At 39.7% G+C, this 11,590-nt stretch carries 16 protein-coding genes; 6 read left to right on the forward strand and 10 right to left on the reverse strand.

The features are described from left to right. Positions 1–129 precede the first annotated feature (129 nt). The gene (locus tag QQJ93_RS04170) at positions 130–1,323 is read left to right on the forward strand and encodes a glycine C-acetyltransferase (protein ID WP_089124237.1); all 1,194 of its coding nucleotides are present in this window, start codon (positions 130–132) and stop codon (positions 1,321–1,323) included. A gap of 33 nt (positions 1,324–1,356) precedes the next feature. Continuing rightward, complete coding sequence (tdh, locus tag QQJ93_RS04175; protein WP_089124547.1) at positions 1,357–2,394, forward strand: L-threonine 3-dehydrogenase; 1,038 nt, start codon at positions 1,357–1,359, stop codon at positions 2,392–2,394. Between the two features lie 132 nt (positions 2,395–2,526). On the opposite strand, the gene QQJ93_RS04180 is transcribed toward tdh, so the two are convergent. The 10 genes from QQJ93_RS04180 to QQJ93_RS04225 all read right to left on the reverse strand — a co-directional run bounded on the left by QQJ93_RS04180 (position 2,527) and on the right by QQJ93_RS04225 (position 9,633). Next, positions 2,527–3,747: a tyrosine-type recombinase/integrase gene (locus tag QQJ93_RS04180; RefSeq protein ID WP_089124238.1), complete on the reverse strand. Its 1,221-nt coding sequence runs from the start codon at positions 3,745–3,747 to the stop codon at positions 2,527–2,529. Then, positions 3,726–3,905, reverse strand: a complete 180-nt coding sequence (locus QQJ93_RS04185; protein WP_089124239.1) for a hypothetical protein — start codon at positions 3,903–3,905, stop codon at positions 3,726–3,728. The genes QQJ93_RS04180 and QQJ93_RS04185 overlap by 22 nt, the downstream gene beginning before the upstream one ends. An 82-nt stretch (positions 3,906–3,987) precedes the next feature. Next, positions 3,988–4,233, reverse strand: a complete 246-nt coding sequence (locus QQJ93_RS04190) for a hypothetical protein (protein WP_089124240.1) — start codon at positions 4,231–4,233, stop codon at positions 3,988–3,990. Positions 4,234–4,236: 3 nt separating this feature from the next. Further along, positions 4,237–4,764 carry a siphovirus Gp157 family protein gene (locus QQJ93_RS04195; protein WP_089124241.1) on the reverse strand — a complete coding sequence of 176 codons (528 nt, stop codon included), beginning with the start codon at positions 4,762–4,764 and terminating at the stop codon, positions 4,237–4,239. Beyond that, positions 4,757–7,255 (reverse strand): hypothetical protein, encoded by a 2,499-nt coding sequence (locus QQJ93_RS04200; protein WP_089124242.1) that lies wholly within the window; start codon positions 7,253–7,255, stop codon positions 4,757–4,759. Before QQJ93_RS04200 ends, QQJ93_RS04195 begins: the two co-directional genes overlap by 8 nt. A gap of 10 nt (positions 7,256–7,265) precedes the next feature. Continuing rightward, positions 7,266–7,445: a hypothetical protein gene (locus tag QQJ93_RS04205; RefSeq protein ID WP_089124243.1), complete on the reverse strand. Its 180-nt coding sequence runs from the start codon at positions 7,443–7,445 to the stop codon at positions 7,266–7,268. Next, positions 7,438–7,782 (reverse strand): hypothetical protein, encoded by a 345-nt coding sequence (locus QQJ93_RS04210; RefSeq protein WP_089124244.1) that lies wholly within the window; start codon positions 7,780–7,782, stop codon positions 7,438–7,440. The genes QQJ93_RS04205 and QQJ93_RS04210 overlap by 8 nt, the downstream gene beginning before the upstream one ends. An 85-nt stretch (positions 7,783–7,867) precedes the next feature. Beyond that, entirely contained in the window at positions 7,868–8,128 is a 261-nt protein-coding gene (locus QQJ93_RS04215; RefSeq protein ID WP_089124245.1) for a hypothetical protein, read from the reverse strand. Between the two features lie 349 nt (positions 8,129–8,477). Beyond that, a complete protein-coding gene (locus QQJ93_RS04220; RefSeq protein ID WP_089124246.1) occupies positions 8,478–8,762 on the reverse strand; it encodes a zinc ribbon domain-containing protein in 285 nt (94 codons plus the stop codon). A gap of 85 nt (positions 8,763–8,847) precedes the next feature. Next, positions 8,848–9,633, reverse strand: coding sequence for a LexA family protein (locus QQJ93_RS04225; protein WP_284186032.1), 786 nt, complete (start codon positions 9,631–9,633; stop codon positions 8,848–8,850). On the opposite strand from QQJ93_RS04225, the gene QQJ93_RS04230 reads away from it, so the two are divergent. The 4 genes from QQJ93_RS04230 (at position 9,608) to QQJ93_RS04245 (ending at position 11,589) form a co-directional block, all read left to right on the forward strand. Further along, positions 9,608–9,856 carry a Cro/Cl family transcriptional regulator gene (locus QQJ93_RS04230; protein WP_089124247.1) on the forward strand — a complete coding sequence of 83 codons (249 nt, stop codon included), beginning with the start codon at positions 9,608–9,610 and terminating at the stop codon, positions 9,854–9,856. The two genes, QQJ93_RS04225 and QQJ93_RS04230, sit on opposite strands and share 26 nt — an antisense overlap. 22 nt (positions 9,857–9,878) lie before the next feature. After that, positions 9,879–10,340: a YmfL family putative regulatory protein gene (locus QQJ93_RS04235; protein ID WP_284186033.1), complete on the forward strand. Its 462-nt coding sequence runs from the start codon at positions 9,879–9,881 to the stop codon at positions 10,338–10,340. Then, positions 10,337–10,561 carry a hypothetical protein gene (locus QQJ93_RS04240; RefSeq protein ID WP_089124248.1) on the forward strand — a complete coding sequence of 75 codons (225 nt, stop codon included), beginning with the start codon at positions 10,337–10,339 and terminating at the stop codon, positions 10,559–10,561. The genes QQJ93_RS04235 and QQJ93_RS04240 overlap by 4 nt, the downstream gene beginning before the upstream one ends. A gap of 128 nt (positions 10,562–10,689) precedes the next feature. Continuing rightward, positions 10,690–11,589, forward strand: coding sequence for a hypothetical protein (locus tag QQJ93_RS04245; RefSeq protein ID WP_160117507.1), 900 nt, complete (start codon positions 10,690–10,692; stop codon positions 11,587–11,589). Position 11,590 lies beyond the last annotated feature (1 nt).

Below are 11,590 nucleotides of genomic sequence, written 5' to 3' on the forward strand. Positions count from 1 at the left end.
GCTAGTCTATTTGTGAATTAAATTCACTAATGTTTTTCCATGAAAGGGGATAATAGTCTTTTATGGCATAAACTAGAATAGATGTTAGGTTTTTAATTGAAAAAATCACAAATATAAAAAGGAAATTTCATGTCTTCTGCATTCTACAGCCAAATAAACCAACAAATTGAAGATGTTAAGTCTGAAGGTTTGTACAAATCTGAGCGTATTATTACTTCTGCGCAAGCTGCTGCTGTTTCTATTTCAACTGGCGAGGAAGTATTGAACTTCTGTGCAAATAATTACTTAGGCTTGGCTAATCATCCAGATTTGATTGAAGCGGCAAAGCAAGGTATGGATGAACATGGTTTTGGTATGGCTTCTGTTCGTTTTATTTGCGGTACACAAGATGCTCATAAAGAATTAGAGCGTAAACTATCTGATTTTTTAGGTATGGAAGATACTATCCTTTACACATCTTGCTTTGATGCAAACACGGGTTTATTCGAAACTATTCTTGGTGCAGAAGATGCGATTATTTCGGATGCTTTAAACCATGCATCTATCATTGATGGTGTACGTTTATGTAAAGCGAAACGTTTCCGTTATGCTAACAATGACATGGCTGAATTAGAGCAACAACTGATCGCAGCAGATGAAGCAGGCGCACGTCATAAGCTGATTGTAACTGACGGTGTATTTTCAATGGACGGTGTAGTCGCTAACTTAACCGCTATCTGTGATTTAGCCGATAAATATAATGCGTTAGTGATGGTAGATGATTCTCACGCAGTAGGCTTTATGGGTGAAAATGGCCGTGGTACGCATGAATATAATGACGTAATGGGCCGTATTGATTTAATTACCGGTACATTAGGTAAAGCAATGGGTGGTGCTTCAGGTGGCTACACCTCAGGTAAAAAAGAAGTGATTGATTGGCTACGTCAACGTTCTCGTCCTTACTTGTTCTCAAACTCTGTTGCTCCTGCGATTGTTTCGGCATCGATTCGCGTCATTGACTTACTGGCTGAGAGCAATGATCTTCGCGCTAAACTGTGGGAAAACGCTGATCATTTCCGTACCCGTATGACGGAAGCTGGTTTTACTATGGCAGGCGCTGATCACGCGATTATTCCTATCATGCTGGGTGATGCAAAAGTGGCGGCTGAGTTTGCCGAACGTGCACTAGAAAAAGGTATTTACGTTGTCGGTTTTTCATTCCCAGTAGTACCTAAAGGTCAGGCACGTATCCGTACACAAATGTCTGCAGCACATAGCCGTGAGCAACTTGACCGTGCAATTGATGCATTCATCGCGGTTGGTAAAGAAATGGAGATCATCTAAATGACAGTTCAAGCTATATCTAGCATCAAAAATATGGGTAAAATTAAAGCACTATCGAAGTTGAAGCCTGAAGAAGGTATTTGGATGACGGAAGTTGATATGCCAGAAATGGGTCATAACGACATCTTAATCAAAATTCGCAAAACAGCTATTTGTGGCACGGATGTTCATATCTATAACTGGGATGAGTGGTCACAAAATACGATTCCTTATCCAATGGTTGTCGGTCATGAATACGTAGGTGAAGTGGTTGGTATCGGCCAAGAAGTAAAAGGCTTCGAACTGGGTGATCGCGTTTCAGGTGAAGGTCACATCACGTGTGGTCACTGTCGTAACTGCCGTGGTGGTCGTACTCACTTATGCCGTAATACAACTGGTGTGGGTGTAAACCGTACTGGTGCGTTCTCTGAATACTTAGTGATTCCAGCCTTTAACGCATTTAAAATTCCTGATGAAATTTCTGATGATTTGGCTTCAATTTTTGACCCATTTGGTAATGCGGTTCACACTGCACTATCGTTTGATTTAGTGGGTGAAGATGTCCTTATCACTGGTGCAGGCCCAATCGGTATCATGGCTGCTGCGGTAGCAAAACACGTTGGTGCTCGTCATGTTGTCATTACTGACGTTAACGAATACCGCTTAGAATTAGCACGTAAAATGGGCGTAACTCGTGCGGTGAACGTAGCAGAAGAAAAGCTAGAAGATGTGATGACTGAGCTTGGCATGACTGAAGGCTTTGATGTTGGCCTAGAAATGTCAGGAGTACCATCTGCATTTAATGCAATGCTAGAAGGTATGAATCACGGTGGTCGTGTTGCTCTATTGGGCATCCCACCCTCAGATATGGCGATTGATTGGACTAAAGTCATTTTCAAAGGCTTGGTTATTAAAGGAATCTATGGTCGTGAGATGTTCGAAACTTGGTATAAAATGGCTAGCCTCATTCAATCAGGCTTAGATCTTACTCCAATTATCACGCATCATTTCAGCGTTGATGATTTCCAAGAGGGCTTCGACACTATGCGTGGCGGGCTTTCTGGGAAAGTTATCTTAGATTGGACAAAATAATTTTAGGATATAACAGGGTGGCATTTCCAAAATTCAATTACTGTTTATAAAAACAGTAAAGTGGAAAATAAAGCCCTATACAGCCCTAAAAAAAGCCCTAATTTAGCCCTAATTTCTAATCGTTAATTTTGATTAGATTTGATGGGCTTTTTTTAATTCCTCCCAAGCTCTATTCGATTCTTTTTTGTTGGCTTCTGTTAGCCATTTTCCATACACCTTCGCAATCATCGTGATATTGGCGTGCCCCATTTGTTGGGCCAAGTAACTCACATTGACATTAGCAAAAGTGATCATCCAACTGGCGTAAGTGTGCCGTAGTTGGTATTGATTACGGTGCTCAACTCCCGCCTTCTTACAATGAAACCGCCAAGTTCTACCAAGAGCGTGCTTACAGTAATAATCGTAATCACTGCCTTTTTGGTGTCTTACCGCTTTAGGGTTGAATACAAACCTGATGCTATCTTTTCTATAGGTTTTATCTGGCAGTTCTACATCATAAATTTTAGCGGGATAGAGGTAGGTTAGTTTCATTTGAGATTTTAATGCTTCTATTGCTGGTGGCATTAAATCAACAATTCTATCTTTATCCGTTTTTGTGGTTTTCAGGCCGCGCTTGTCATAAGTTGATCGCCTAACAACAATGGTTTTTTTGTCAAAGTCCACATCCTCCCAAGCTAAGGCACATAGCTCACCAGAACGAAGCCCAGTGTAAGCAAATAAAGTGTATATATTCCGATGTTGCTCTTGAGCAAATGAAGCGATGATCTGGTTGAATTCATTAATCGAGAATGGGCGAATATCAGATTCATATTCCTTTACACGCAATAAGTGTTCGGAAAAGTCTTTATCGACATACTCCATTCGGTGCAACCAAGTTAAAAATGATTTTATCGTAACTAGATATCGATTTACCGTACGAGCGGCACGACCAGAGGCAAAGTCGTTTCTGAATTGCTCTAGCGAACGAGGTGATAGGGTGTTGCAGTGTCGCTTACTGCCGTAAATAGAAATAAACGTACGTAATACAGTTGAATACTTTCTAAAAGTTGAAGAACGTATATTGTGCTGTTTGTGTTCTAGATATTTTTCGGCAAGCTCACCCAGTTCTTGTGATCTAGGTTTACCTGTTGCATGTTTTGAATTTGGGAAATGATAGGCGTAGTTAAAATTGCCTATTTTAATTTCGTAAAGTATTGCTTCTCGTTTTTGCTTTGCGAAAGTGATGTTTTGCTTTGTTGGTGGGATCCCGAGCGTTTCTCTGTAGCGCTTACCATTTTGATAAAATACTATTCGGAGCGATCCCCCGTTTAACTCAACCCCAGTTGGTAGCTTTATTGCTTGCTTCTGTACCATCGATCCCACTCCTCAGTATCAACAACCCATTCGCCTTTGTCTTTTTTCATAACGTGCGGTGGGTAGTAACCTTCAATAGCCCTAGTGCGCAAAGTTTTTGCACAATAACCAACATGCTCAGCATGCTTTTTTAATGTGATGACGGCTGCTCTAGGCATGAAGCCTCCTTATATATGAATATTGAAAAAGAACACCCACCCAATCAAAATGAAATAGGTGGGAAAGCTTATTAAAATTGAATTATTTTGATTGGCCTGGCTTTTTACATAGAAAGGTAAGGGCTGTTTGGTATAGCTTTTCTGGTACCACCCAATTTCCATATTTATCAATCTCGATAATATGGTTCATATCAGGTGTCAGTTTGTTTGCTAACCAATATGGCTGTTGTGGGTTACGAGAGGGCGTAACCTTGTATCCTTTACTTTCTAAGTGTTGTAAAAAAGCCCCAGTTAACTGAGGCTCCACTTTTAGCTGTGATAATTTCATAGACTACTTTCTCAAAACGACCTGTTGAGGTTGGCTTTCATAATGAGCAAAGTCCAAAACTTCACCAGAATCTAATGCGGCTTTAATCGCTTCTTCATCAGGTACAAATCGAACCTCTCGACGGCGAAAGCGCTCTGGTAATTTACTTTCATCGTATTTAAGTTTTGAGGGATTGTTTTTTATATAAAATGTACCGTAAGCGCCTTTCATTTTTTCCACTTCTAGCTTCTGGAATAAACTTAAAAGGGGGTAGGTCAATCGAGTACGCTCATCTTTTAAACTTTTGGCTCTATCTGCGTATGGCTTGGCTTGCTCTGCATAAACTTTCTTTTCAGCTTCAGCCAGTTTTGCCGCTGTTTCTAACTTATCCATATAACGACGATAGGCCATTAACTTGTCATCGATGCTGCATTCAATACCGGCTAAGTTATCGGCAATGGTCTGTTGATCCCATTCTTGCTCCTTAGCCATTTCAAGCAAGTTATGGACCTGCTGAGTGATATCATTCATAGATTCAGTCGTATTAGCCATTTGCTTGCTCCTTATCGGTTTGCTTTAAATCTTTACTGAAATCATTCAATGCACTTTGGGCTTTATCAGCGATGCTTTGAATGGCTTTTTCTTTTTTGCGTTTACTATCTTCATCGCGAGCCGGATAGGCTTCTAGCGCTGCTTTCGCTAGCTTTTCTAGTCGCTTAATCTCAGCTAAGGACGGTGCGGTTTCGAATTTGTCTGTGTAGGTTTTTGCTTTTTGAAGTGCGGATTCCGCCACTTGCCCGTCAAATTCAAGACTTCTAACTTGTCGGTTTGCAAATTGAACTTGTTCTGTTTTGTTGATCAGGTCACCGTCATAGGTTCCCAAGTAAACATCAGCACAGATACCAACCATCGACATAGCTTTACCTAAAGCATCAGAAAGCGATTTTTTCTCGACTTCATCATCGTGAACAAAGTAACCGCCTCGGGCTAGGTATAGCTTTCTAGTATCGCCATACTGAGTAAGTGACACTTTTTGCCCTTCGTGCATATACCAGAACTCAATTTCCATTTTATGAATTTGCTCAAAGTGGCTAGTGATCTCGCCGTTCATTACAATTGGTGCACCAGTATCAATCCATTCACGAAGTACTTTATAACCCCAACCAATTCCTACTGGCCCCCAGATTTCAGTAGCTTTCATCAATCGATATTGAGTTTTAATCGACAGACGGCCATTTACATCCGGAGAGGCGTAGCTTAAATCGGTTTTAAAGCCCTTCATCCATAAAGCTAGATGTGGATTCTTTTGATAGTCTTCCGGCAAATCTGCAATTGTTACTACTTCGGATAAAATAGGTTCGTTTGCTGGCTCTTTTTCTACGGCTTTTTGAACTTCGGCAGGTACAGGTTCTTGCTCTTTAACTTCTGAATATTCTTTTTCAACTTTCTGAGCTTTAGGCTCTGTTGTTGGCTTTTGTTCAACAGTCGGTTGTAGTTTAGTTACCTCGCTTTTTAGTTCTTCTGCAAACATTGACGGAGTAAACAGAGCTACAAAATCTTTAACGTTAGGCTCTAAATACATAGCATTACAGAATTGAAGATCATCAAGAGCATCCATCAGTTTTTCTAAAATGGTATCTTCGCGGACATGCTTCATTATTGCTTCGTAAGCCATTTCAACTTCTGCATCTTTTGTTGTTGCTGATGGCCGTTTATCAAAGCGTTTACGAATTGCCATTTTTATTTCGTTATTTTCTTCACCGAGAATAACGGCATTCTGTTCAAAGCTTTCAACGTATGGACTGTGCGCGAACTTTTTGTAAAGGCTTAATGATGTGTCGAACTTCATTAGCTCATTTGCCACAATTTGTCCGGCGGCTTTGATAGCTTCTTTTTCAGTAATAAAGAATTCATCGCTGGGTTCTTTAGCACAACCAATGCGGTCTACATTTTTAGGGTTAACTTCAAACCCAAATGCAAAACCTTGGTCACCGTAATTGTGAGTAGTCAAAACAACATTTACTTCATCACTTACATCGTAATAGGCGGCTTTAATTATTGGCTCATACACTGAATCATTAGCTGCTGTTATTCCGAGAGCTTTTTCAATGTTCTTTTTTGCTTCAATGGTTTTTTCTGTTAGCGGTAAATCTGCTTGAGGAAGGTATTGCTCAAAGCTAGCGACACAAACATCACGTTGATAAAGTGCATCAACCGTTTGCATTGACTGGATATGCTCGATAACAAGCTTAGGGCTCTTATCATTAGGCCATATATCATTCATGTGGCTTTCAACAGTATCAAGAAAGTCAGAATATATTTGTACTGCATCTGGTAGCTGTCGATGCTCAGATAGTGCATCCATGATCTGCTCAACGGACCCTAGTTCTTTTTCATCGTCGAGTGTTTCAGCGATAATGTCTTTGGGTTCTTCAAATTCACGATAAAAGTCATGAGCCAATAAAGCCGAAATAAACGAGGCTTCTTCATCGTTTACGTTTTGTTCATCGCGGAAATCTAAGAAGTCGCTTAATCGTGTGATCCCACTTTCAATTGCATCGTCACGATTATCTTCTAAGTGGTTGCGAGTCATAGGTTCGTGCTTTTCAAAATCATCACACATGTACTTAAAGCCGTATGCAAATTCGTTATTGCTTACTTGCCGGATAAATACTTTGGTGCCTTTAAACTTATCGCCGTTGTTTTGGTATAGGAACTGTGAGGTTTCGGTATCACAAGTTTCATCGCTGTAAGTGCCGTTATCTAGTAGTTCAACTTGATTAGTTTCGGCTTCTAAATCAATAGATAGGGCGTTGAATTCTTCTTCTGTAATACGTTGGAGCTGTGGGTTCTTGTACCAATCACCATACGTTAATTCAGTTTTAGAGAAATTATCATCTTGATTTTCCATCAATACTTTTGCAGCTTCTTTTGCATCCGCCTGGGTTTCACCTTTTACCGGAAACTCAAAAGAAAGGCTGTTACCTTCGGGGTGTTTTGATGATTTACGTTCACATTTTGCGATAAAGAATTTAATTGCCATTGATAGCTCCTTAGACGGCTTTTAAGCCTTGAATTTTAATTGATGAAATAACGTCGAAGTGGTCATTGCGCATAGGGCCAACATGCCAGCCATGCGTTTTGCAGTAGCGATGCATGGCCGCTCGATTAGGTAGCTTTTTTAGTTTTTCTATTCGCAACGCATAGTTTTTAGGGGTTAGTTTTTCAGTCATAGCGTTGTAACTCACTTAGCTCTTGTTCCGTATCGTTAGAAACGAGCAGTTCAGCAGCTTTTATAAGTTCGCCGTGCATTGATGCGAGTTTTTCAGAAAACCAAAGCGTGTAATCTTTACAGCTATTGAGCTTTTCAGGTTTACCCTCATAAATGAGCGTTAGAATTGCATCGTTAAGATTTCCGATTTCATCTGTTTGATATTCAAAAAGGTAGGTTCTGAGTTTTGCCAAATTTGAGGCATTAAAAAGGGCTTCCACATTTTCGTTAAGAAGCCCTTTGAACTCAGTACTATTTTTATCAATGGGAATATCATATTTATCAACTTGTTCGATCATTTGATATACTCCGGTTGTTACCCTTTCTGCTTGTTTGGCGACGGTAAGAAAGGGTGGTGTGGGCCTCTCAGAAATGGGAGGCCTTTTAATTGTCTTTAAATACTAAAGATTCCCAGTTCGATACATAATTTGATAAATGGTTGTGATTGGCCACTCGGATAACATCTTCTTTGTTTGCACCGGCTATATGTGCCTCTTTCAACCACTCGACAAAAGTGTGTGGTGTTTGTTTGAATTCGCTAACACTCCAAACTCGTTTTACAAAAGTGCTTGTACAATCAATTCCCCCACTGGGCTTATAAATTAAGCTCCCATTTTCATGTAAGTAATATTCACCGTAGTCCATAAGATCTCCTATTTAAATTCCAAAGCACCCACCTAGATGATTTGAAATTGGCACTCAATGAATGCCAATAACTAGCGTGTCTTTAGCTCACGAACGCACACTGTGCTCAAGACCAAGGTATTTCTCTTGCTTGGTAAACGTGGCTCACGCTTTCTGTTCGTATTTTTAAAGAGCGGTGTTTTTCTTTGATGTTGAAAATGTACCATAAGTACATGTAATGTAAAGTACTGAAAGTACATTTTTGAGGTGGTATTGTTTTAATGTTTGATTTTTAAAGAATTAAAAGTATAAAAAAACCGCCACTTGGGCGGTTAGTTAGAAGGAGGCAGAGATTTGAAATGTAAGGCTCTTAGCTTTTTGTCCAATCTTTGGCATTTCGGCGCTTTTGTTGCTCAGTTGCTTTGTTCAACATGTCTTCGGTATTTACTTTTTGATAGGCAGATTCTCTCATGCGCTCTTTTATGACTTCGCGTTCTAGTTCATTTTCTATAGTTCGTCCTGCGATAAGAAGAATAAGACCTCCAACTAATGGAGAAAGGAGTAGGCTTAGCACAAAGAAACCAAATCCACTTCGGCCATATTTGGTAGCCAATGAACCAACTATAATAGACAGAATAATCCAAAAAAACATCATAGCATCACCTTATTTTTTAATGGTTCATTGCTTATCTGATTAATTTTAAACGTAATAATCTTTACTTTGTTTTGAGAGTATCAAATTAAATCAATTTTAATTTAGCATCAATAACGACGCCTTCAATCCGACAGTTGTTGTTGATTGACATGATAGGGAAGCGGTCATTTAATGGCTTCAAGAATTTTTGACCACTATCTATAATAAGTTTCTTGAATGTTGCCTCATTTACATCTACCAACTTTGCAACAACCAATTTTCCATTTTCAGGTTCAATAGTTGGGTCTACCAAAACTCTAGTACCAGGAGGGAAACTTACCCCTGTGGAACTCAGCATCGACTCACCTTCAACGGTAAGCCAAAACGAGCCTTTACCTGCCTTTTCAGTTGTTGGTAGGTATTCTGCGTCAGATAGATCAATGATGTCGCAAATTTCAGACCATTGCCCAGCTTGAACAGAACTAATCAATGGAAATGAGTTTTTATATTCAAGGTTAATTTTCTGTTCAAGGTCAACATTACCTATTCCAGTACTTTCTCCGTATTGGAGCCAATAGACACTTACACCAAGCATTTTCGCTAGCTCAGCCATTTTTCCTTGTCTTGGCATTGATTCAGAGTTAAGCCACTTACTAACTGCCTTGGGGGTTACACCAAGCTTTTTAGCAATAATAACGCCACGGCCATGATTATCTATTCCAGCGTCACTACAGGCTTGCGCTAACCTAGCTGAAAAATCATCACGCAATTTATCATTTTGAACCATAGGTACAATTGTATGTTGGTTTGACTGTACTATCAGTTCATGTTTATAATGTACCAAAAGTTCACCTGAGGGTAATAAAATGAAAATAACAATTGAAAAAATCATTGAGGAGCTTGGCGGAAGCAATATTGCAAGGGTATGCCAAGTTACACCAAAAGCGGTCTCTAAGTGGAAGGCTAAAAATTGCCTGCCAAGAACAGTGATTACTGGAGAATCGGATTATGCACAAAAAATTGAAATGTTATCGGGAAGTAAATTTCAAAGTGGAATGCTAATCGCTCTAACCAAGCAACAGCTAAAGAATACCTCAATAGAAAAAACGGCATAACCACACATTAAGGGTTAAGAGAGTGAATAAACGAGAAATGATAAAGGCTATTGCTGCAAGCCTTGGCCGTGGTGACTCAAAAGGCACATTAGACGATGTAGCCGATGTTCTAGGCATGAATATTCATCAGCTAAAGAATCGTCTATACAACAAAAAAGGTCAGGACTTATCTTGTGAGCATTTATTGGAATTAACGGTGCAATCTAATTCATCGGCTATCGCTCAATACTTTGCAAGTGCGATAGGTCAAGTTGTGGTTGCTTTACCTGAGCCGGATATCGACACGGTTGATATGTTTGAGTGTCAACTTAAGTTAAACGCTGTTAAAGGACTTTTAGATATGACCATAGAAGAAGCCAGAAAAGACGGTGTTATTGATCAAGAGGAACGTAAACAAATTGATGAACTGAAAACTCAATTTCAAGCGATGTTTGAGGGATTCATGATGAATTTAGATTCACTTTATACGGAGAGTATCCAATGAAAATAGGCCATATAGATAAATTTCAAGTTCCTGTGGCAGAAGTGATCAACATAACCGCCCCGATTCAAATTGAAATCAGACGTGATGGTGGCTGGGAAATTAAAACATTAAAGATCGCAGGAAATGATGTTGATTGTTTTCGAGGGCTAATTTACATACTTGAAGATAAGCAGCGTGAGTATGAAGAAAGCCAGAAAAAGAAAACGCCTCACACTTGGTGAGGCATTCATTTACTGCTATTTAGGTTGGTCCCCTAAGTGGCTAAATAGTGCACAAAAATGCGCATAGGGTCAAGAGTTATGATTGCTTATTTTCAATTTATTCAGTTCCAAATTGTTGGGGTGTGCTAATGGCGATTTATAAGGCCAGCATCAAGGCTGATTACACCGTGATTCCTAATTCATTAGCACAAGACGATCGTCTTAGTTTTGACGCTAGAGGATTGATTCTATTGCTGTTGTCTATGCCAGAAAATTGGCAAGTAAACAAAGTTTGGGTTCAATCAAAAGCGCCTAAGTGTGGGAGAGATAAGGTCACTAGATTATTTAAAGAATTACAAAATTTTGGTTATATCGCCAAGAAGACTGTACATGATGAGAAGGGACTGATCACAGGTACAGATTGGTTAATTTATCCTACTGCTCAAAGCGTAGTTGATACAGATGATTCAGTTACTGATGATCCTGCTTTTGATAGTGAAATTAACCGTTCAACTGAAAAGCCGTCCAACGGTAAAAATCCAACCGTACAACTGAAAAACCGTACACCGGATAAACCGTACAACGGAAAACCCGCAGCTATAAAAGAAACAGATCTACAAAATAAACATAAAGATCTTTCTTCGTCGCAGAATTCTTCTGACGACAAAATCAAATCTATTCCTGGTGCCGGTATTCAAACTCCCAAAGGCGAGAAATGGGGAACTAAGCAAGATATTGATGCTGTTGATTGGATGTACCGACGGGTTCGTAAGGTCAACGAAGCCGCTAGACGACCAAAGCTTGTGAATTGGGCTAACGATATTCGATTAATGCGTAATGCTTTGAACGTTACTCATCGAGAGATTTGTGAAATGTTCAAATTTGCCAATGAACATCACTTCTGGGCCGAAAACATACAAAGCCCTAAAGCCTTACGGAAGCAGTGGGACAAGCTTTTTGCACAGAAAAACACATTTACACGCCCTGCGGCTAATGAACCAGATTTTAATGATACATCGTGGGCTGATAACGTTAATTGGGAGCTGTGAT

Origin of the sequence: Vibrio algivorus, assembly GCF_030161215.1 — a bacterium.
Taxonomy (GTDB): domain Bacteria; phylum Pseudomonadota; class Gammaproteobacteria; order Enterobacterales; family Vibrionaceae; genus Vibrio; species Vibrio algivorus.

Bases quoted from the DNA above. Each gene is read 5' to 3' on its own strand.
- QQJ93_RS04170 (WP_089124237.1), top strand. From the start codon at position 130: ATGTCTTCTGCATTCTACAGCCAAATAAACCAACAAATTGAAGATGTT.
- tdh (WP_089124547.1), top strand. From the start codon at position 1,357: ATGGGTAAAATTAAAGCACTATCGAAGTTGAAGCCTGAAGAAGGTATT.
- QQJ93_RS04180 (WP_089124238.1), bottom strand. From the start codon at position 3,747: ATGGTACAGAAGCAAGCAATAAAGCTACCAACTGGGGTTGAGTTAAAC.
- QQJ93_RS04185 (WP_089124239.1), bottom strand. From the start codon at position 3,905: ATGCCTAGAGCAGCCGTCATCACATTAAAAAAGCATGCTGAGCATGTT.
- QQJ93_RS04190 (WP_089124240.1), bottom strand. From the start codon at position 4,233: ATGAAATTATCACAGCTAAAAGTGGAGCCTCAGTTAACTGGGGCTTTT.
- QQJ93_RS04195 (WP_089124241.1), bottom strand. From the start codon at position 4,764: ATGGCTAATACGACTGAATCTATGAATGATATCACTCAGCAGGTCCAT.
- QQJ93_RS04200 (WP_089124242.1), bottom strand. From the start codon at position 7,255: ATGGCAATTAAATTCTTTATCGCAAAATGTGAACGTAAATCATCAAAA.
- QQJ93_RS04205 (WP_089124243.1), bottom strand. From the start codon at position 7,445: ATGACTGAAAAACTAACCCCTAAAAACTATGCGTTGCGAATAGAAAAA.
- QQJ93_RS04210 (WP_089124244.1), bottom strand. From the start codon at position 7,782: ATGATCGAACAAGTTGATAAATATGATATTCCCATTGATAAAAATAGT.
- QQJ93_RS04215 (WP_089124245.1), bottom strand. From the start codon at position 8,128: ATGGACTACGGTGAATATTACTTACATGAAAATGGGAGCTTAATTTAT.
- QQJ93_RS04220 (WP_089124246.1), bottom strand. From the start codon at position 8,762: ATGATGTTTTTTTGGATTATTCTGTCTATTATAGTTGGTTCATTGGCT.
- QQJ93_RS04230 (WP_089124247.1), top strand. From the start codon at position 9,608: ATGAAAATAACAATTGAAAAAATCATTGAGGAGCTTGGCGGAAGCAAT.
- QQJ93_RS04225 (WP_284186032.1), bottom strand. From the start codon at position 9,633: ATGATTTTTTCAATTGTTATTTTCATTTTATTACCCTCAGGTGAACTT.
- QQJ93_RS04240 (WP_089124248.1), top strand. From the start codon at position 10,337: ATGAAAATAGGCCATATAGATAAATTTCAAGTTCCTGTGGCAGAAGTG.
- QQJ93_RS04245 (WP_160117507.1), top strand. From the start codon at position 10,690: ATGGCGATTTATAAGGCCAGCATCAAGGCTGATTACACCGTGATTCCT.